Genomic DNA, 18,422 nt, shown 5'->3' with positions numbered 1-18,422 from the left:
TGATGTAGCCCCCTGAAACACCGGACAGTAGCTGTATCTCCAGATAAGAGATAGGCTTGAATATATGTCTAACACTAACGCCAATTTTGAGATGACCGGGATCCTGTTAGGGCAAGAAGTCCGTAAACGTAAAACTCCTCAGGAGAAGATCGCCATTATCCAGCAGACGATGGAGCCGGGTATGAATGTCTCCCATGTCGCCCGCCTGCATGGTATCCAGCCCAGCCTGCTGTTTAAGTGGAAGAAGCAATATCAGGAAGGCAGCCTCACCGCCGTTGCGGCTGGAGAGGAAGTCGTTCCTGCTTCTGAGCTTACTGCTGCTCTGAAGCAGGTCCGGGAGCTTCAGCGCCTTCTGGGCAAGAAGACGATGGAAGTTGAGATCCTGAAAGAAGCCGTGGAGTACGGTCAGTCGCGAAAATGGATAGCGCACGCGCCCTTGTTGCCAAAGGACGGGGAATAGCCATGGTCTGCCGGACCATGGGCGTGTCGCGTGCGCAACTGTCACTGCGGATTAACCGTTCTGCCGACTGGCAGGACAGGCGCTGTAACCGGCGTAATGAAGAAGCAGACGCAGAAATACTGTCGGCTATCCTCAACATTATCAGCGATATGCCGAGTTATGGTTATCGACGCGTGTGGGGCATCCTGCGCAAGCAACGTCGCACAGAGGGACAGCTACCTGTGAATGCCAAACGGCTTTACAGGATAATGCGTGAGCATAACCTGTTGTTGTTGCATCACAAACCAGAGCGACCGAAGCGTGAACATAAGGGCAAGATAGCGGTGGCAGAAAGCGATATGCGCTGGTGTTCAGATGGCTTCGAGTTCGGCTGCGACAACGGCGAAAAACTGCGGGTAACGTTCGCGCTGGACTGCTGCGACCGTGAGGCCATAGACTGGGCAGCAAGCACGGGAGGCTATGACAGTTCGACCGTGCAGGATGTGATGCTGAGGTCGGTGGAAAAGCGCTTCGGCGACAGGTTGCCCGACACAGCGGTGCAGTGGCTGACGGATAACGGTTCAGCGTATACCGCGTATGAAACGCGGAGGTTCGCGAGAGAGCTGAATCTGGAGCCCTGCACAACAGCGGTGAGCAGCCCGCAGAGTAATGGCATGGCCGAACGGTTCGTGAAAACGATGAAAGAAGACTATATCGCGTTCATGCCAAAACCGGATGTGAGAACAGCACTGCGAAACCTTGCAGTAGCGTTCACGCATTACAATGAAAACCACCCGCACAGCGCGCTGGGATATCACTCCCCGAGGGAATACCGGCGGCAGCGGACATCGTTAACTTAAGATACAAAAGCTGTTCGGAGATGGAGGGTCAAGATCACATTCACTGTAGATAGCGACGGAATAGTAACCATTATCTCTGTTCCCGCCCCAACCCATGAACAACTGATAGCGTTGGCAGAGCAGGAGCGCAGTGCATTGCGAAGCAACGCAGATTCTGAAATCGCGTGGCGGCAGGATGCAGTTGATGCGGGGATAGCGACGGCAGAGGAAACCTCCGCACTGGCTGAATGGAAAACATACAGGGTGTTATTGATGCGTGTTGATACATCAACTGCACCTGATATCACCTGGCCTGTTCAACCAGAATAGGAACCTTTTCGGGAAATAACAAAAACGTCAACCGAGAAGTTTCGCTAAAACGGTGAATCGTCAACCAGGTAAAGAGCCTCGTATCACATTCAATCCTGCGGTTCCTGAACCCCAACCTTCAGTGCTTTTTTGTTAGCCTGAACGCATTCAAACGAATGGAGATCAGACTTATGATTATTGGGTATGCGCGAGTATCAAGTAACCATCAGGACACCGAGCTTCAGATGCAGGCGCTCAGAGTTGCTGGATGCAAATTAATATTCGAAGAGAAGGCTTCAGGTCGTAAGACAAACCGTCCAATATTGAAAAAGGTGGTTGATATGCTGGAGCCAGGAGATGAACTGGTTATATGGAAACTGGATCGTATCGGCCGTAACGTTCTGCACGCTTTACTGACCTTTCAGAACCTGGCAGAGCGCAATGTAAACATACGGTCCATTACTGATGGTGTTGACCTCAGTACAGCTAGTGGCCGTTATAACTTCCGTAATATCCTCTCAGCAGCACAGTATGAGTCTGACCTTAATAGTGAGCGGACGCTGGCTGGTTTGGCTGTGGCCCGCGCCAAGGGGCGCTGCGGTGGGCGGCGACCTAAGTTTACAGACGATGACTGGAATAGATGTGAGTCAGCGCTGAAGGCTGGAAGAACGCATAAAGAGGTATCTGAACAATATGGAGTGGGAGTTTCGACACTTTATAAAAAATTTCCTATCTGCGCTAATTCTGCTTCAGTTTTGTGAACTACCGCACTAAGCCGCCAATCTGGCGGCTATGATACGTTTCCAACGTTCGGCATCATTTCATATCAAATCTTGCACCAATGTCACTTAAACTTAGAACGCTTGATGCGATCCAATTTTAGCTGTCAAAGTTTCGCGATTTATGTGCCGCGCTACACACAGTCGTCAGCAGGAGGAGTGGGGGGTAAAGGATGGCAGTAAAGAGGAAGTGCTCTCCTATTTTGCCGGTATTCATGCGCGTCCGCGCCAGATGCTGGATAAGCCGACCTCATGGCGTCGCTGGTCCACCGCTGACCGCGAACCGGTAGAGAAATGGGGGACCGACCGCATTACGCTGGTGGGTGATGCTGCGCATCCGGTGGCACAATATATGGCGCAGGGCGCCTGTATGGCGCTTGAAGATGCCGTCACTCTCGGTAAGGCGTTACAGCAGTGTGACGGCGATGCGGCTGATGCCTTTGCCTTGTATGAGTCGGTGCGTATTCCGCGTACTGCGCGCATCGTCTGGTCGACGCGCGAAATGGGACGTGTGTACCACGCCGCAGGCGTCGAGCGCCAGGTGCGTAATCTGCTGTGGAAAGGCAAATCTCAGGCGGAATTTTATCGTGGTATGGAATGGCTGTACGGCTGGAAAGAAGATAACTGCCTGTTGCCGCACTGAGCCTCTTTAATCTCCCGAACGGAGGCGCTACCATAGCGCCTCTTTTTTTGCGGGTGACGATATGCGTGTTTTACTGGCGCCGATGGAAGGCGTGCTCGACTCACTGGTGCGCGAGCTGCTGACTGAAGTGAATGATTACGATCTGTGCATCACCGAGTTTGTGCGCGTGGTGGATCAGCTCCTGCCGGCAAAAGTATTCCATCGGCTCTGCCCGGAACTGCATAACAATAGCCGGACGCCATCCGGCACGCGGGTGCGCATACAGTTGCTGGGGCAGTATCCGCAGTGGCTGGCGGAGAACGCGGCGCGCGCGGTAGAACTGGGCTCGTTTGGTGTCGATCTGAACTGTGGCTGCCCGTCGAAGCTGGTCAACGGCAGCGGCGGTGGCGCAACGTTATTAAAAGATCCTGAACTCATCTACCGGGGCGCAAAAGCCATGCGCGAGGCGGTGCCTGCGCATCTGCCCGTGACGGTGAAAGTGCGTCTGGGCTGGGACAACAGCGACAGGCAGTTTGAAATTGCTGATGCCGTTCAGCAGGCTGGCGCCAGCGAGCTGGCGGTGCATGGCCGAACCAAGGAACAGGGCTATAAGGCCGAGCATATCAACTGGCAGGCGATCGGTGAGATCCGCCAGCGGCTTACCATTCCGGTTATCGCAAATGGCGAAATCTGGGACTGGCAAAGCGCCCAGGATTGTATGGCTATCAGCGGATGCGATGCGGTGATGATTGGCCGTGGGGCATTAAATATTCCGAACCTGAGCCGTGTGGTGAAATACAACGAGCCACGTATGCCGTGGCCTGATGTCGTGATGCTATTGCAAAAATATACTCGTCTTGAAAAGCAGGGTGATACCGGGCTGTATCACGTGGCGCGGATTAAACAATGGTTAGGGTATTTGCGTAAAGAATACTCAGAGGCAACCGCGCTGTTTCAGGAAATTCGCGCATTAAACAATTCACCGGATATCGCGCGCGCGATTCAGGCCATTGATATCGCTAAATTGCATTAACATATTAATCGGCCACCGGAGTGGCCTTTGTTTCAAAAAATCATCTTAAACACGCCAGTCACCACCAATAACCCAATCAGAAAAATAACTAAAATAATCCACAGTAAGATTTTCATCAGCGTTCCTTTTTTGGTGAGTTCAGGTTAAGTATAGGAAAGCCTCTGAAAATCTTCCTGTAATGACCTTACTCCGGTTTACGTGCGCTGAGCAGAAACACCATTGGCCGCTCTTTTTCTTCATCCAGCGCCGGGTTTTCAGCAATCTGTTCAGCGGACGGTCCCCATTCATCGACACAAACGATTTCGAATCCGGCGGCTATCAGCGCATTAATCCAGGTCGCCAGCTTACGGTGCTGTTTTTTGACACCCTCCGCGAACCAGTTACTGATGCGTGTGCCTTCCTGCTGATAATGATTGACCGGCCAGGACTGTTGCCCGGTTTTATCTTTTATCCAACCCTGGTTAAGCGGTGCAGTATAAATGGGATGCTCGGCAGAGAATACCAACATGCCTCCCGGTGTTAACGACTGGTAAATCGTGACGAATAATCGCGCGATATCGCGCAAATAGTGCAGGGCAAGTGAGCTATAAACCAGGTCAAAAGAATTTGGTGACAGGGAAAGCGTCTCGAGATCTTCACGGCGATAAACGATGCCATTACCCTGCGTCATGCTGTGCGCCTGGGTTAACATCTTTTGTGAAATATCCAGTCCCACTACGCTGGCCGCCTGGTTATCGCGCGCGTAGCGGCAAAACCAGCCATATCCGCAACCCAAATCGAGGATATTTTTTCCCTGCAGAGTGGGGAGCATCGCTTGTATTGTCGGCCATTCTGGCGCACCGTCGAGCCCTTTTACTGAACGGTCCAGCGTGGCATATCCGGCAAAGAACTCGGGATCGTCATAGATATTCTGTGACATAATGTCTCCATCCATAAATTATTAAAATTAATTAATCTAAATTATTTGTTGGGTGTATATTTTTCCGATTATATATTTTTATTGCCAAAGGTGTATTGCCACGCGTAACTAAAAAAGGAAACGCGACAAGTCGTAATCTCAGCACATCTTTTCTTACCTGTGTCTCTCCATGAATCGTAATTCTGCTTTTGTCACGACGGCATTGTTGCCGCTTTTTATTTTGATGTCAGGTTGCGCGCCGATGCATGATGACCGCCAGTCTCTGTCACAGCAGACCCCCGCTGCGAATGTCGATACCACATTGCCTGCGGCGTTAAAAAATGGCTGGCCGGACAGCCAATGGTGGAAGGCATACCATGACCCCCAGCTTAATGCGCTGATTGACAGCACGTTACGCAACTCCCCTGATATGCAGGTCGCGGAACAGCGCATTCAACTGGCGGAGGCGCAGGCTAAGGCTGTGGAGGCGCAGGATGGCCCGGAGATCGATTTCTCAGCAGATGTAGAGCGTCAGAGAATGTCAGCCGAAGGGCTGATGGGTCCGTTTGCCATTACCGATCCGGCCGCCGGGACGACCGGGCCGTGGTACACCAACGGCACCTTTGGTTTAACTGCTGGCTGGAATCTGGATCTGTGGGGTAAAAATCGGGCCGAAGTGACGGCACGTATTGGGGCCGTTAAGGCGCGTGAAGCCGAGCGCGAGCAAACGCGACAGGTGCTGGCGAGTGGTGTGGCTCGTCTTTACTGGGAATGGCAAACGCAGGCCGGGCTGAAAACCGTGTTGACGCAAATCGAAACCGAGCAGCAGAACGTCATTAACGTTGATCGTCAACTGTATCAAAATGGTCTTACTTCTTCGGTGGAAGGTGTTGAAACCGATATCGATTCCAGCAAAACAGAGCAGCAACTGAACGATGTCAGCGGTAAAATGAAGGTAATTGAAGCGCGGTTGAGCGCGCTGACCAACTCGCAGTCCACAGCCCTGAAACTCCATTCGACCCCGCTGCCCGCGGTGGAAAGCCAGCTCCCGTCCCAGCTAGGTTATTCGCTGCTGGCCCGCCGACCGGATTTGCAGGCGGCGCACTGGTACATTGAGTCATCGCTGAGCAGCATTGATGCGGCGAAAGCGGCGTTTTATCCCGATGTAAATCTGATGGCATTTTTACAACAGGATGCGTTACATCTGAGCGACTTGTTTCGCCATTCCGCGCAGCAAATGGGCGTAACGGCCGGGCTGACGCTGCCTATCTTTGATAGCGGCAGGCTGAACGCGAATCTCGACATTACTCAAGCGCAAAGCAACCTGACGGTGGCGAATTACAACAAAGCCGTGGTGGATGCGGTGAATGACGTGGCGCGTGCAGCATCGCAGGTAGAAACACTGGCGCAGAAGAATCAGCATCAGCAGCAGATTGAGCATGATGCACTGCGCGTAGTGGGTCTGGCGCAGGCGCGCTTCAATGCCGGAATTATTGCGGGCTCCCGGGTCAGTGAGGCAAAGATCCCGGCATTACGTGAACGGTGCAACGCTCTGCTTTTACAAGGGCAATGGCTGGATGCCTCAATTCAGTTGAACCGTGCGCTGGGGGGCGGCTACCACGCTTCGTAACGCACCCGCCCGGTAGACATCGCGCTACCGGGCTGTACTTTTGCTGCTGCGTTTTTTTAACCACCACCGAACGCCAGGCACCAGCACAATCACCAGAGCCAGCCATATCCAGTGCTTAATATGCTGGTCGAGATTGTGTAGCCACGGCGCAATGACTTCTCCCCCCACGTAACCCAGAGTGGTAAATATCAGCGCCCACGCCAGCGCCCCCAGAATATTCAACGGCAGGAAAATTTTAGGCGGTAAATGGCTTGCGCCAATCAGCAACGGGCCGATCACGCGAAAACCATACATAAAACGGGTGCCAATTACGAACAGATAAGGACGGCGCTGGATCATTTTCTGCGCCCGGCGGATTTTGTCGCGATGTTTTGAGAAACGACGCAAAATTTTTCCACCGTAACGACGCCCAAGCAGATACAGCAATTGATCGCCAATCATCCCGCCCAGGGCCACAGAGATAACCACCAGAGGAAATTTAAGTAATCCCTGATGTGCCGCCACGCCGCCCAGCAGGGTAATGGTTTCACCTTCGGCCAAACTGCCAATGACCAATGCGGCGTAACCGTAATGTGCAATAAGACTGTTTATATCCATATGTCTGGATGACCTCCCGACGTTAAGCATACACCCTGTGAATCATCGTGGGGTTTAAAAGCGCTGAATTAGCGGTTCGTCATTTTTGTTGTTGTACAAAAATTAATCCAAAGCTGAATTATACTTGAACTGTTGAGGTCCGGAGCTGACAAGAAGGGGGCGGTATGAACCATGTCTGGGGGCTGTTTTCCCATCCCGATCGTGAAATGCATGTGATCAACAGCGAAAACGAAAGCGTTTCGCATCACTACACCCACCATGTACTGCTGATGGCGGCAATCCCGGTTGTTTGTGCGTTCATCGGTACCACACAAATCGGCTGGGATTTTGGCGATGGCAATATCCTGAAATTATCCCTGTTGACTGGATTTGCAATGGCGATTCTGTTTTACGGGGTGATGCTGGCGGGCGTTGCCGTCATGGGCCGGGTTATCTGGTGGATGGCGCGTAACTACCCGCAGCGTCCGTCGCTGGCGCATTGTATGGTCTTTGCCGGATATGTCGCGACGCCGCTTTTTTTAAGCGGGCTGGTCGCACTTTATCCGCTGGTCTGGCTGTGCGCATTAGTCGGGACTCTCGCGCTGTTTTACACCGGTTATTTACTTTATCTCGGTATTCCGACGTTCCTGAATATCACTCGTGAGGAAGGGTTGAGTTTTTCCAGTTCGACGCTGGCGATCGGTGTGCTGGTACTGGAGGTACTGCTGGCTATTACGGTAATCCTGTGGGGTTACGGCTATCGGTTATTCTGACGGATAAACCTGTCTACGCTGCGTTGTTGACGTAAAAGTCAGCAACGCAGCATTTCGAGACGATTCTCCTGTGGCAGCAAACCTGCCGGATCGCTATGATGCCTGAGCTAGCTTGAGATAATACTTAATCTCTGGCGGTGTGCGTTGTGACGTGCGTGAACCATTATCAGAAATCTCATCATGCTGAAATTCCGAGTTTCATTATTAAGCCTTGCCCTGGTGCTGGCCGTTCCTTTTGCACCCCAAGCCGTGGCGAAAACGGCAACTACCGCAGCGGCTTCTCAACCTGAGATAGCGTCCGGTAGCGCGATGATCGTTGATCTGAATACCAACAAAGTTATCTATTCGAACCACCCGGACCTTGTGCGTCCGATTGCGTCGATTACCAAATTAATGACGGCGATGGTGGTGCTTGATGCACGACTGCCGCTGAATGAAAAGCTGAAAGTCGATATTAGCCAGACGCCGGAGATGAAAGGCATATACTCTCGCGTACGACTGAACAGCGAAATCAGCCGTAAAGACATGTTACTGCTGGCGCTGATGTCATCAGAAAACCGTGCGGCGGCGAGCCTGGCGCATCATTACCCGGGCGGATACAACGCGTTTATCAAAGCCATGAATGCCAAAGCGAAAGCGCTCGGCATGACTCAGACACGCTTTGTGGAACCCACTGGCTTGTCGATTCATAACGTCTCGACCGCCCGTGACTTAACCAAGCTGCTGATCGCCAGCAAACAGTATCCGCTGATCGGCCAGTTAAGTACCACGCGTGAAGATATGGCGACGTTTGCCAACCCTGCGTATACGCTGCCGTTTCGTAACACCAACCATCTGGTATACCGCGATAACTGGAATATTCAGTTAACGAAAACCGGGTTTACCAATGCGGCAGGCCACTGTCTGGTGATGCGCACGGTGATTAACAACAAACCGGTGGCGCTAGTGGTGATGGATGCCTTTGGTAAATATACTCACTTTGCCGATGCCAGCCGTTTACGTACCTGGATTGAAACGGGCAAGGTGATGCCGGTTCCGGCGGCGGCGCTGAGCTATAAAAAGCAAAAAGCTGCGCAGATGGCGGCGGCAGGTTCGGCGAAGGGCGAGCAAACCGCACAGAACGATTAAATAAGATGTCTTATCCGGCCTACGCATAGCGAATGTAGCAGTAGGCCGGGCAAGCAAAGCGCCCCGGCAACATGCCCGGTAGCGCTTATCTTTTTCAGGTTTACGATTCTTTCCAGAACTTCTGCTTACTCGTTTTCCCAATACCTGGATTCATACTGTTGGTGGGGTCATTCTCACGGTAAAAACGGGTCAAGGTTTCCGGCGCCTGATACAGATGCCCGACGTTATGCTCTGCCGGATACTGCGCCCCACGCTCGCGCAGGAGTTCCAGCATCTGCTCTTTTAGCGCATGCGCATCCACGCCCTTTTTCACGATGTAATCCTGATGGAAGACGTAACACATAAAGTGACCGTAATAGAGTTTGTGCACCAGTTGACTGTCGATCTCTGGGGGCAGATGCTCGTACCATTCGGTGTCGTTACGGCGCAGCGCGATATCCAGCGCCAGAATATCTTCCACCTCATCCGCATGTACGGCCTGATAACGAATAGCCGCGCCAGCCGCCGCAAAGCGGTGCAAGAACGCCTTGCTGCCTTCTTCCGCCGTACAGGCAAAGAAGTCGCCTTCAGCGGTTTTGAAATACTCGCTTAGCCAGTTTTGGGCTTCAGCCACGCCGCCACCGGCCATTTTTAACAGCAGGTGATGCTCGTACTTATCGCGCCAGCTTTTCATGCGCGCCGGTAAGTGACTGGGGAATAAATGACCAAATTTCTGCATTGCCCGGTCGGTGAAGTGAGGACGGAAAATTTTCACTTTTTCCAGCATCGCATCGGTGCGGCCTTTCAGGGTGAAGAAGAACGGCATTTTGTCGGTGCCGAGCTTGTCGATCATCAGAAACGTATCTTTGCCGTATTGCTCAGCGATGTCGTAAATATCGCGGTGCATATATTCACCGGCGACCGGCAGATGCTCGAATTTTGCCAGAATATGACGGCGGATCTCCGTCAGCACCTCTGGCTGGTTGGTGCCGATGTAAAAGACCTGCTGGTTTTTTTCGGCTTCGAAGGTGTCCAGACGCACGGCAAAGACCGCGAGCTTGCCTGCACAACCGGACGATTCAAACAAGCGATCCGGGTCGGCGTTATAGCGTGCGGGCGTGTCCGCGTCGATATCTCTGACACGGGTAACGTAGTCGTGATCGTGCGCGTGACGCCCGTCGTGGCGAACATCGTCATCTCTAATACGCTCGTCATCCAGTTTGCTCAGGATCTGCTCCGGGGTCTGGCCCAGCTCAATACCCAGATGGTTAACCAGCTGTAATTTTCCCTGTTCGTCAATACGCGCAAACAGCGACATCTCCGTGTATGCCGGGCCGCGCTGTACCAGCGAGCCGCCGGAGTTGTTGCAAATGCCACCGATAACCGAAGCGCCGATACAGGAAGATCCGATTACCGAATGCGGCTCACGGCCAAACGGTTTGAGCGCTTTTTCCAGCGAATAGAGCGTGGTTCCTGGATAGGCCAGCACCTGTTCACCTTTGCCGATGACGTGCAGCTTATCAAGACGCAGGGTGCTGATAATGACAATCTCGCGGTCGTAATCATTACCGCTCGGCGTAGACCCTTCGGTCAGGCCGGTGTTAGCGGCCTGCATCAGGATAATTTTATCCGCGGCGACGCAGGCGCTCAAAACGCGCCACAGTTCTAAAAGCGACCCGGGGAACACGACGGCAAGCGCATCGCCCTGGCCGGAGCGGAATCCCTTGCGATAGCGGGCGGTTTTAGCAGGTTCTGTCAGCAGGTGTGAATGACCCACCAGACGGGTCAGTTCATTCAGGAAAGCTTTATTATCTGTTGTAATGGAAGACATTCTCCACTCCTTGTGGTGGGACTCAATATCAGGAACAAGCATAGCGCTTTGTATGACAATACGCTTTCTCATTCATATTGTCTCTGGTTCGTCTTTTACTGATTCGCGCTGGTTTCGAAAATTAGGAGAATAACCTTAGCTTTCTTTATCGCTCCCGTTTAGTCTTACGGCAAACTGCGGTTTTTGTTATATTTTCGCTGCCTCGTCGGGAAAAAATAAAGAGAGAATCAACATGAAATGGCTATGTTCTGTAGGTGTCGCGGTGAGTCTGGCATTGCAACCAGCGTTGGCGGACACTCTGTTTGGTAACCATCCACTGACGCCAGAGGCGCGGGATGCCTTCGTTACCGATTTACTTAAGCAGATGACCGTGGATGAGAAAATTGGGCAACTGCGTTTGATAAGCGTCGGGCCTGATAACCCGAAAGAAGCCATCCGCGAGATGATCAAAGACGGGCAGGTTGGGGCAATTTTTAACACCGTCACGCGCCAGGATATCCGCAAAATGCAGGATCAGGTGATGGATCTCAGCCGCCTGAAAATCCCTCTCTTTTTTGCCTACGACGTATTGCACGGTCAGCGTACCGTATTCCCGATAAGCCTCGGTCTGGCATCCTCCTTTAATCTTGATGCGGTCAGAACCGTTGGTCGAGTGTCTGCGTATGAAGCCGCCGATGATGGTCTGAATATGACCTGGGCGCCGATGGTCGATGTCTCGCGCGATCCGCGCTGGGGCCGCGCCTCGGAAGGGTTTGGCGAAGATACGTATTTGACCGCCACGATGGGCAAAACCATGGTGGAAGCGATGCAGGGTAAAAGCCCGGCCGATCGCTATTCGGTGATGACCAGCGTCAAGCACTATGCCGCCTATGGCGCGGTTGAAGGCGGCAAGGAATACAACACCGTCGATATGAGCCCGCAGCGTTTGTTCAACGACTATATGCCACCGTACAAAGCCGGACTGGACGCCGGTAGCGGTGCGGTGATGGTGGGGCTTAATTCGCTGAACGGCACGCCGGCGACTTCGGATGCATGGCTGTTAAAAGACGTGCTGCGCGATGAGTGGGGCTTTAAGGGCATTACCGTTTCCGATCACGGCGCGATTAAGGAACTGATTAAGCACGGCACTGCCGCCGATCCTGAAGATGCGGTGCGTGTGGCGATCAAGTCCGGCATCAACATGAGCATGAGCGATGAGTATTACAGCAAATACCTGCCGGGGTTGATTAAGTCAGGTAAGGTGACGATGGCGGAGCTGGACGACGCTGCGCGTCATGTGCTGAACGTGAAATATGATATGGGGCTGTTTAACGATCCGTACAGCCATCTGGGGGCCAAAGAATCTGACCCGCAGGACACCAACGCGGAAAGCCGTTTGCACCGCAAAGAGGCGCGTGAAGTGGCGCGTGAAAGCCTGGTGCTGCTGAAAAACCGTCTGGAAACATTGCCGCTGAAAAAATCCGCCACCGTAGCGGTTGTCGGTCCGCTGGCCGACAGCAAGCGTGATGTGATGGGCGGTTGGTCTGCTGCCGGGGTTGCCGATCAGTCAGTAACGGTGCTGACGGGGATTAAAAATGCCATCGGCGAGCAGGGCAAAGTGGTATACGCCAAAGGGGCGAACATCACCAACGACAAAGGCATTGTCGACTTCCTCAACCAGTATGAAGAGGCGGTGAAGGTTGACCCGCGTTCGCCGCAGGCGATGATTGATGAAGCCGTTAACGCCGCGAAGCAGTCTGACGTGGTCGTCGCGGTAGTTGGTGAAGCGCAGGGAATGGCGCATGAAGCCTCCAGCCGCACCGATATCACCATTCCGCAGAGTCAGCGTGACCTGATTACCGCGCTGAAAGCCACGGGTAAACCGCTGGTTCTGGTACTGATGAACGGTCGTCCGCTGGCGCTGGTTAAGGAAGATCAACAGGCCGATGCGATCCTCGAAACCTGGTTTGCCGGGACGGAAGGCGGTAACGCCATCGCCGATGTGCTGTTTGGCGATTACAACCCGTCAGGCAAGTTGCCGATGTCTTTCCCGCGCTCTGTCGGACAGATCCCGGTCTATTACAGCCATCTCAATACCGGTCGCCCGTATAATGCCGATAAGCCGAATAAGTACACGTCGCGCTACTTTGACGAAGCGAACGGTCCGTTGTATCCCTTTGGCTATGGCCTGAGCTACACCACATTCACGGTTTCTGATGTGAAACTCTCTTCTCCGACGATGAAGCGTGACGGGACCGTGACGGCCAGCGTGCAGGTGACCAACACCGGCAAACGCGAAGGTGCGACGGTGATTCAGATGTATTTGCAGGATGTTACCGCTTCAATGAGTCGTCCGGTAAAACAGCTGAAAGGTTTTGAGAAGGTGAATCTTAAGCCGGGTGAAACCCAAACTGTTAGCTTCCCAATTGATGTTGAAGCGCTGAAATTCTGGAACCAGCGTATGCAATACGATGCCGAACCGGGCAAGTTCAACGTCTTTATCGGCGTGGATTCTGCCAGAGTGAAGCAGGGCGAATTTGAACTGCTGTAGTAATTGATATCATGCCTGGTAACGTGACGCTTATCAGGCCTGCGAAATCGTACCATCCGGTAAACTCACTTTGGGTTTGCCGGATTTTTTTTATTGTATTATCGCCTTACCGCGAGTAACTCTCAGTGTTACTACCCAATTGCCAGGTTAAGGCTTGATTTTTCGACTATGCTTTTTCCTCAAGTCTCTGAAAAGGGCCGTAAAAGAATGAGGAGTGCAGCATGATAATTTCAAAAGTTTGGGTGGGTTCGCTGGCGTTATTAGCCGCGATCAGCTTGCCCTTACAGGCCGCGTCACCCGTCACGGTCGGTTCAAAAATAGATACCGAAGGGGCGCTGCTCGGCAACATTATTTTGCAGGTGCTCGAAAGTCACGGCGTGAAAACCGTTAATAAAGTACAGCTGGGTACCACTCCGGTGGTGCGTGGGGCAATTACCTCTGGTGAACTGGATATTTATCCGGAATATACCGGCAATGGCGCATTCTTTTTTAAAGATGAGAATGATCCTGCGTGGAAAAATGCGCAGGCCGGTTATGACAAAGTGAAAAAGCTGGACGCAGAGCAAAATAAGCTGATCTGGCTAACGCCTGCGCCCGCCAACAACACCTGGACCATTGCGGTTCGCCAGGATGTCGCGCAAAAGAATAAGCTTGAGTCCCTTGCCGATTTAGGCCGTTACCTGAAAGACGGGGGGACGTTCAAACTTGCCGCCTCTGCGGAATTTATCGAACGGGCTGACGCGCTGCCTGCCTTTGAAAAAACCTATGGTTTCAAACTGAATCAGAATCAGCTGTTGTCGCTGGCGGGGGGGGGATACCGCGGTGACGATTAAAGCGGCGGCGCAGCAGACCTCAGGGGTCAATGCAGCGATGGCCTACGGTACCGATGGTCCGGTTGCGGCGCTTGGTCTGCAAACATTAAGCGATCCGCAAGGCGTACAGCCCATTTATGCGCCAGCGCCCGTTGTGCGTGAATCGGTGCTGAAGGACTACCCGCAAATGGCAGAATGGCTACAACCGGTATTTGCCAGCCTGGATGAAAAAACGCTGCAACGGCTGAATGCCAGTATCGCCGTGGAGGGGCTGGATGCGAAAAAAGTCGCAGCAGACTACCTGAAGCAAAAAGGATGGGTGAAGTAACGGAGTTTGCAGCGGGTGGGTGTTTTGTCGAATATTTCAGTAAATCGGGTGCTGTTGCTGCTGGTGTTTCTGACCATCGTGGCGGCAGCGCTTCCTTTCATCAGCTATGCTCCCAATCGCCTGGTTTCCGGTGAAGGTCGTCAACTCTGGGATATCCAACCCGACATGGCATGGGGATTAGCGGCGGCCTGTGTGTTGCTGTTTCTTCTGTGCTTTGTACCGGGAAAATCCGGCAATATATTGACGCTTATCGTTAGCCAACTGTTGGTGATTGCGGTGCTGGTCATCGCCGGCACAACGGCAACGTATTTGGCCCAAACGGGTAGTCCGCTGGCCAGAACCAGCCTGGGCAGCGGGTTCTGGTTAGGGCTGGGATTGATGCTGCTGGCAGCCAGTGACGCCATTCGTCGCATCACCGAACGGGCGTCGTGGCGTTGGTTATTGCACGCACAAATATTCATTTTGCCGCTGGTGTTACTGCTCTCCGGTACGTTTAACGATCTTTCTCTGCTTAAAGAATATGCCAACCGCCAGGATGTCTTTAACGACGCCCTGGCGCAGCATCTGACGATTCTGTTCGCTACCGTGGTGCCCGCGCTGCTCATTGGCGTGCCGCTGGGCGTCTGGTGTACTTTTTCTGTCTCCCGTCAGGGGCCGGTATTCGCGGTACTGAACATTATCCAGACTATTCCCTCCGTCGCGCTGTTTGGCCTGTTAATTGCGCCGCTTGCCGGACTGGTGAAGCACTTTCCCTTGCTGGGTTCGCTTGGCGTAGCGGGAACCGGTCTGACGCCTGCGCTTATTGCGTTGGTGCTGTATGCGCTCTTACCGCTTGTTCGCGGCGTAGTGGCTGGGTTGAATCAGGTTCCACGCGATGTACTTGAAAGCTCCCGGGCGATGGGGATGAGCGCGCGTCAGCGGTTTATCTCGGTGCAGTTTCCACTGGCGCTGCCGGTCTTCTTGCGCAGTTTGCGAGTGGTGATGGTCCAGACGGTGGGAATGGCGGTGATAGCCGCGCTGATTGGTGCAGGGGGATTTGGCGCGCTGGTCTTTCAGGGATTGCTCAGTAGCGCCGTTGATTTAGTGCTGTTGGGCGTGATCCCGGTCGTTGTGCTGGCTGTGTTGATTGATGCGCTGTTTGATTTAGGGATCGCGCTGCTAAAGGTATCGAATAATGATTGAATTTCGCCATGTCAGTAAAACCTATGGCCAGCAAAAAGCCGTCGATGACCTGAACCTGCAGTTAGGAGAGGGCAGCTTTTCGGTATTAATTGGCACGTCAGGTTCGGGCAAGTCTACCACGCTAAAGATGATCAACCGGCTGGTTGAACATGACAGCGGGCAGATCCGTTTCGCCGGGGAGGAGATCCGCAGCCTGCCGGTGCTGGAGTTACGACGGCGCATGGGGTACGCGATTCAGTCTATTGGTTTGTTTCCCCACTGGACCGTCGCGCAGAATATTGCCACCGTACCGCAGCTGCAAAAGTGGTCACGTTCACGTATTGATGACCGAACAGATGAACTAATGGCGCTGCTGGGCCTTGAGGCGAGTTTGCGTCACCGTTATCCGCATCAGCTTTCCGGCGGACAACAGCAGCGGGTTGGGGTTGCGCGAGCGTTGGCGGCAGATCCGCAGGTGCTACTGATGGATGAGCCTTTTGGCGCGCTGGACCCGGTCACCCGCGGCGCGCTGCAGCAGGAGATGACGCGTATCCATCGTTTATTGGGACGTACCATTGTGCTGGTGACACATGATATCGACGAGGCGTTGAGACTGGCGGAGCATCTGATTTTGATGGATGCGGGAAAAGTTGTGAAGCAAGGCACGCCGCTGTCGATGCTCACTGCGCCAGCGAATGATTTCGTGCAAACTTTTTTTGGCCGCAGTGAACTGGGCGTAAGGCTGTTGTCGCTGCGTACGGTAGGGGATTTTATCCGTCGCGGTGAACACTCAGACGGCGAGCCGCTGGTGGATGAGATGACGCTACGTGATGCATTGTCGGTGTTCGTGGCGCGTGGCTGCGATGTTTTGCCGGTCGTGACGCCGCAGGGGTTGCCCTGCGGGACGCTTCATTTTCGCGATTTGCTTTCGGAGACGCCGACCCGTGAAACGTCTTGCTGATCCATTGCTATGGCTTGTTGCGCTGTTTCTGATCCTGTTGGTTGGGTTGCCTCACAGTCAGGCCCTGTTTAGTTCGCTATTTCCGGCGCTGCCGCGTCCCGTGTATCAGCAGGAAAGTTTTACGGCGCTGGCGTTGAGTCATTTTGCGTTGGTTGGGATTTCAAGCCTTATTGCCGTCATCATTGGCACTGGAGCGGGAATAGCGGTAACCCGGCCCTGGGGCGCGGAATTCAGGCCGATGGTGGAAACGATTGCCGCCGTGGGGCAGACATTTCCTCCGGTCGCCGTGCTGGCGATCGCCGTACCGGTGATGGGGTTTGGGCTTGAACCCGCGATTATCGCACTGATTTTGTATGGCGTGTTACCAATCTTGCAGGCAACTCTGGCGGGACTCGGTGGAATTTCTCCCAGCGTGATGGATATTGCCAGCGGAATGGGCATGAGTCAGGGCCAGCGGCTGCGGAAAGTGGAGTTGCCGCTGGCGGCACCGGTTATTCTGGCGGGAATTCGCACGTCGGTGATTATTAATATCGGCACCGCTACGATAGCCTCAACCGTCGGGGCCAACACGTTGGGCACGCCGATTATCATCGGCCTGAGCGGGTTCAATACCGCCTATGTGATTCAGGGGGCGCTGCTGGTCGCGCTGGCTGCGGTGATAGTTGACCGCGGGTTTGAGCGATTAGCGAGCCACCTTACCCGGCACGTAAAATGAATGTGTAGCCTGCCAGCATGACGCCGCCGATACCGCCGATGGCCATCAGCAGGAAGAGGGTAATGACACCGATTTTAGCTGCGCTCATTATGCACTCCTTATGTGAATCTAAGGATTGTACACGTTTGTTAACAGAATATTAAGAGCCGATCCTGGTTGGCTTTAAATACCGAGTGGATAAATATCGTGACCTAACGCGCGCCATTCGTTCAGTTGTTGCTGCTGAGCGGGCGTTTGGCTTTCGCCGCACCAGACCAGTAAGGTTCGGCCTTCAAACAGTTCTGGTCGCAATTGGTTTAGCGAGTGGGCGAGGACGTCAACGCGCCATCCCTGCTGGCTGGCTACCCAACCCTCCAGCCATAAGCGGGTGGTATCATGAATGTTCCAGCCGACAACCAGGGCATCTTTCCCCTGTTTCTTGCGCGCCGAGGCCAGACAAATCGCGATGTAGTTGATGAGGACACCGTCGAGGATCCCCAGTAACGCCTGCAGGATCGGCTGCTGACATTGCAGGCGACGGCGTAACGGAATGAACAAATGGGTGTTGAGCGTTTGTGCGGGATAATCCTGACCGCGCTCTTTGATCCACATCCTGAGGCTATGCAGATTATTACTTTGCAAATAGCTCAACAGCGTCTCTTGCTGTTCGCGCCAGCCGTTATGCACATCAATGTTCTCGTTACTGAGCAACATTTTTACCTTACTGACCTGAACGCCGTTATTTATCCAGCGTTTTATCTCACGGATCCGGTCGATATCCGCGTCGTTAAACAGGCGATGCCCGCCGTCTGTTCGCTGCGGTTTCAGTAATCCGTAACGCCTCTGCCACGCGCGTAAAGTGACAGGGTTGATATCACAAAGCAAAGCCACTTCACCTATTGTGTAAAGCGCCATCGTCGTCTCACTTATGCTCGCGAGGTCCCAGTTTTACTTTAGACGCTCTTTTGCGAACCAGGTAGTTTTGTCTGTTTTTTGATCAACAAATGGGTGAATTTGTAGTCATGCTCGCGCTTTCGAGTGATCGTTCTCACAAATTCCTTTTTTTTTGCAACACTTCAAAGAAAGTTACGCGCAGCCCA

Annotated in this window: 17 protein-coding genes and 2 pseudogenes; 13 read left to right on the top strand and 6 right to left on the bottom strand. The window is 53.3% G+C overall.

Features of this window, described 5'->3' with window-relative positions; genetic code table 11:
* Window positions 1-91: 91 nt before the first annotated feature.
* The 5 genes and pseudogenes from OGV38_RS02980 to dusC all read left to right on the top strand — a co-directional run bounded on the left by OGV38_RS02980 (window position 92) and on the right by dusC (window position 4,021).
* Window positions 92-1,299 (top strand): IS3 family transposase gene (locus OGV38_RS02980; protein WP_117086587.1). Its coding sequence is split into 2 segments (ribosomal slippage): window positions 92-413 and window positions 413-1,299, totalling 1,209 coding nucleotides; the frame shifts between segments, so codons are not numbered across the junction.
* A gap of 48 nt (window positions 1,300-1,347) precedes the next feature.
* Window positions 1,348-1,608: pseudogene (locus OGV38_RS02975) on the top strand (tail fiber assembly protein); the annotation flags it as partial.
* Window positions 1,609-1,778: 170 nt separating this feature from the next.
* Window positions 1,779-2,348, top strand: coding sequence for a recombinase family protein (locus OGV38_RS02970; protein ID WP_023293620.1), 570 nt, complete (start codon window positions 1,779-1,781; stop codon window positions 2,346-2,348).
* Window positions 2,349-2,463: 115 nt separating this feature from the next.
* Entirely contained in the window at window positions 2,464-3,009 is a 546-nt protein-coding gene (locus OGV38_RS02965) for an FAD-dependent monooxygenase (protein ID WP_286472923.1), read from the top strand.
* A gap of 61 nt (window positions 3,010-3,070) precedes the next feature.
* On the top strand, window positions 3,071-4,021 hold the full coding sequence (dusC, locus tag OGV38_RS02960; protein WP_019077218.1) for a tRNA dihydrouridine(16) synthase DusC: 951 nt from the start codon (window positions 3,071-3,073) through the stop codon (window positions 4,019-4,021).
* Window positions 4,022-4,053: 32 nt separating this feature from the next.
* Here the strand turns inward: dusC and OGV38_RS25050 are convergent, their stop codons facing one another.
* Both OGV38_RS25050 and OGV38_RS02955 read right to left on the bottom strand, forming a co-directional pair.
* On the bottom strand, window positions 4,054-4,137 hold the full coding sequence (locus tag OGV38_RS25050; protein ID WP_019077217.1) for a small membrane protein YohP: 84 nt from the start codon (window positions 4,135-4,137) through the stop codon (window positions 4,054-4,056).
* Window positions 4,138-4,205: 68 nt separating this feature from the next.
* The gene (locus OGV38_RS02955; RefSeq protein WP_286472922.1) at window positions 4,206-4,940 is read right to left on the bottom strand and encodes a class I SAM-dependent methyltransferase; all 735 of its coding nucleotides are present in this window, start codon (window positions 4,938-4,940) and stop codon (window positions 4,206-4,208) included.
* A gap of 169 nt (window positions 4,941-5,109) precedes the next feature.
* Here OGV38_RS02955 and mdtQ point away from each other — a divergent pair, with 169 nt between their 5' ends.
* Window positions 5,110-6,549, top strand: a complete 1,440-nt coding sequence (gene mdtQ, locus OGV38_RS02950; protein WP_047416225.1) for a multidrug resistance outer membrane protein MdtQ — start codon at window positions 5,110-5,112, stop codon at window positions 6,547-6,549.
* A 24-nt stretch (window positions 6,550-6,573) separates the two neighbouring features.
* Here mdtQ and OGV38_RS02945 read toward each other — a convergent pair whose 3' ends face one another.
* On the bottom strand, window positions 6,574-7,146 hold the full coding sequence (locus tag OGV38_RS02945) for a DedA family protein (protein ID WP_016153701.1): 573 nt from the start codon (window positions 7,144-7,146) through the stop codon (window positions 6,574-6,576).
* A gap of 164 nt (window positions 7,147-7,310) precedes the next feature.
* On the opposite strand from OGV38_RS02945, the gene OGV38_RS02940 reads away from it, so the two are divergent.
* Both OGV38_RS02940 and pbpG read left to right on the top strand, forming a co-directional pair.
* Complete coding sequence (locus OGV38_RS02940; protein WP_016153700.1) at window positions 7,311-7,898, top strand: Yip1 family protein; 588 nt, start codon at window positions 7,311-7,313, stop codon at window positions 7,896-7,898.
* A 180-nt stretch (window positions 7,899-8,078) separates the two neighbouring features.
* Window positions 8,079-9,026: a D-alanyl-D-alanine endopeptidase gene (gene pbpG / locus OGV38_RS02935; protein WP_016153699.1), complete on the top strand. Its 948-nt coding sequence runs from the start codon at window positions 8,079-8,081 to the stop codon at window positions 9,024-9,026.
* A 100-nt stretch (window positions 9,027-9,126) separates the two neighbouring features.
* Here the strand turns inward: pbpG and dld are convergent, their stop codons facing one another.
* The gene (gene dld, locus OGV38_RS02930; RefSeq protein ID WP_016153698.1) at window positions 9,127-10,836 is read right to left on the bottom strand and encodes a D-lactate dehydrogenase; all 1,710 of its coding nucleotides are present in this window, start codon (window positions 10,834-10,836) and stop codon (window positions 9,127-9,129) included.
* Window positions 10,837-11,068: 232 nt separating this feature from the next.
* Between dld and bglX the strand changes: the two genes are divergently transcribed.
* The 5 genes and pseudogenes from bglX to OGV38_RS02905 all read left to right on the top strand — a co-directional run bounded on the left by bglX (window position 11,069) and on the right by OGV38_RS02905 (window position 17,343).
* On the top strand, window positions 11,069-13,366 hold the full coding sequence (bglX, locus tag OGV38_RS02925) for a beta-glucosidase BglX (RefSeq protein ID WP_286472921.1): 2,298 nt from the start codon (window positions 11,069-11,071) through the stop codon (window positions 13,364-13,366).
* Between the two features lie 221 nt (window positions 13,367-13,587).
* Window positions 13,588-14,506: pseudogene (gene osmF, locus OGV38_RS02920) on the top strand (glycine betaine ABC transporter substrate-binding protein OsmF).
* 15 nt (window positions 14,507-14,521) lie between these two features.
* The gene (locus OGV38_RS02915) at window positions 14,522-15,688 is read left to right on the top strand and encodes an ABC transporter permease (RefSeq protein WP_286472920.1); all 1,167 of its coding nucleotides are present in this window, start codon (window positions 14,522-14,524) and stop codon (window positions 15,686-15,688) included.
* Window positions 15,681-16,628 carry an ABC transporter ATP-binding protein gene (locus OGV38_RS02910; RefSeq protein ID WP_016153694.1) on the top strand — a complete coding sequence of 316 codons (948 nt, stop codon included), beginning with the start codon at window positions 15,681-15,683 and terminating at the stop codon, window positions 16,626-16,628. The genes OGV38_RS02915 and OGV38_RS02910 overlap by 8 nt, the downstream gene beginning before the upstream one ends.
* Window positions 16,612-17,343: an ABC transporter permease gene (locus OGV38_RS02905; protein WP_016156966.1), complete on the top strand. Its 732-nt coding sequence runs from the start codon at window positions 16,612-16,614 to the stop codon at window positions 17,341-17,343. Before OGV38_RS02910 ends, OGV38_RS02905 begins: the two co-directional genes overlap by 17 nt.
* Here OGV38_RS02905 and OGV38_RS02900 read toward each other — a convergent pair.
* Entirely contained in the window at window positions 17,324-17,431 is a 108-nt protein-coding gene (locus tag OGV38_RS02900; RefSeq protein WP_003027354.1) for a protein YohO, read from the bottom strand. The genes OGV38_RS02905 and OGV38_RS02900 overlap by 20 nt on opposite strands.
* Before the next feature lie 74 nt (window positions 17,432-17,505).
* Window positions 17,506-18,237 carry an HTH-type transcriptional regulator MlrA gene (gene mlrA, locus OGV38_RS02895; RefSeq protein WP_016153692.1) on the bottom strand — a complete coding sequence of 244 codons (732 nt, stop codon included), beginning with the start codon at window positions 18,235-18,237 and terminating at the stop codon, window positions 17,506-17,508.
* Window positions 18,238-18,422: the final 185 nt, after the last annotated feature.

The organism is Citrobacter sp. Cb080 (genome assembly GCF_030334745.1).
GTDB classification, from domain to species: Bacteria; Pseudomonadota; Gammaproteobacteria; order Enterobacterales; family Enterobacteriaceae; genus Citrobacter; species Citrobacter braakii.
This window is presented reverse-complemented; position numbering and strand designations above follow the sequence as displayed.

Bases quoted from the DNA above. Each gene is read 5' to 3' on its own strand.
- dusC (WP_019077218.1), top strand. From the start codon at position 3,071: ATGCGTGTTTTACTGGCGCCGATGGAAGGCGTGCTCGACTCACTGGTG.
- OGV38_RS02910 (WP_016153694.1), top strand. From the start codon at position 15,681: ATGATTGAATTTCGCCATGTCAGTAAAACCTATGGCCAGCAAAAAGCC.
- mlrA (WP_016153692.1), bottom strand. From the start codon at position 18,237: ATGGCGCTTTACACAATAGGTGAAGTGGCTTTGCTTTGTGATATCAAC.
- dld (WP_016153698.1), bottom strand. From the start codon at position 10,836: ATGTCTTCCATTACAACAGATAATAAAGCTTTCCTGAATGAACTGACC.
- OGV38_RS02900 (WP_003027354.1), bottom strand. From the start codon at position 17,431: ATGAGCGCAGCTAAAATCGGTGTCATTACCCTCTTCCTGCTGATGGCC.
- OGV38_RS02970 (WP_023293620.1), top strand. From the start codon at position 1,779: ATGATTATTGGGTATGCGCGAGTATCAAGTAACCATCAGGACACCGAG.
- OGV38_RS02945 (WP_016153701.1), bottom strand. From the start codon at position 7,146: ATGGATATAAACAGTCTTATTGCACATTACGGTTACGCCGCATTGGTC.
- bglX (WP_286472921.1), top strand. From the start codon at position 11,069: ATGAAATGGCTATGTTCTGTAGGTGTCGCGGTGAGTCTGGCATTGCAA.
- OGV38_RS02940 (WP_016153700.1), top strand. From the start codon at position 7,311: ATGAACCATGTCTGGGGGCTGTTTTCCCATCCCGATCGTGAAATGCAT.
- OGV38_RS02955 (WP_286472922.1), bottom strand. From the start codon at position 4,940: ATGTCACAGAATATCTATGACGATCCCGAGTTCTTTGCCGGATATGCC.
- mdtQ (WP_047416225.1), top strand. From the start codon at position 5,110: ATGAATCGTAATTCTGCTTTTGTCACGACGGCATTGTTGCCGCTTTTT.
- pbpG (WP_016153699.1), top strand. From the start codon at position 8,079: ATGCTGAAATTCCGAGTTTCATTATTAAGCCTTGCCCTGGTGCTGGCC.
- OGV38_RS25050 (WP_019077217.1), bottom strand. From the start codon at position 4,137: ATGAAAATCTTACTGTGGATTATTTTAGTTATTTTTCTGATTGGGTTA.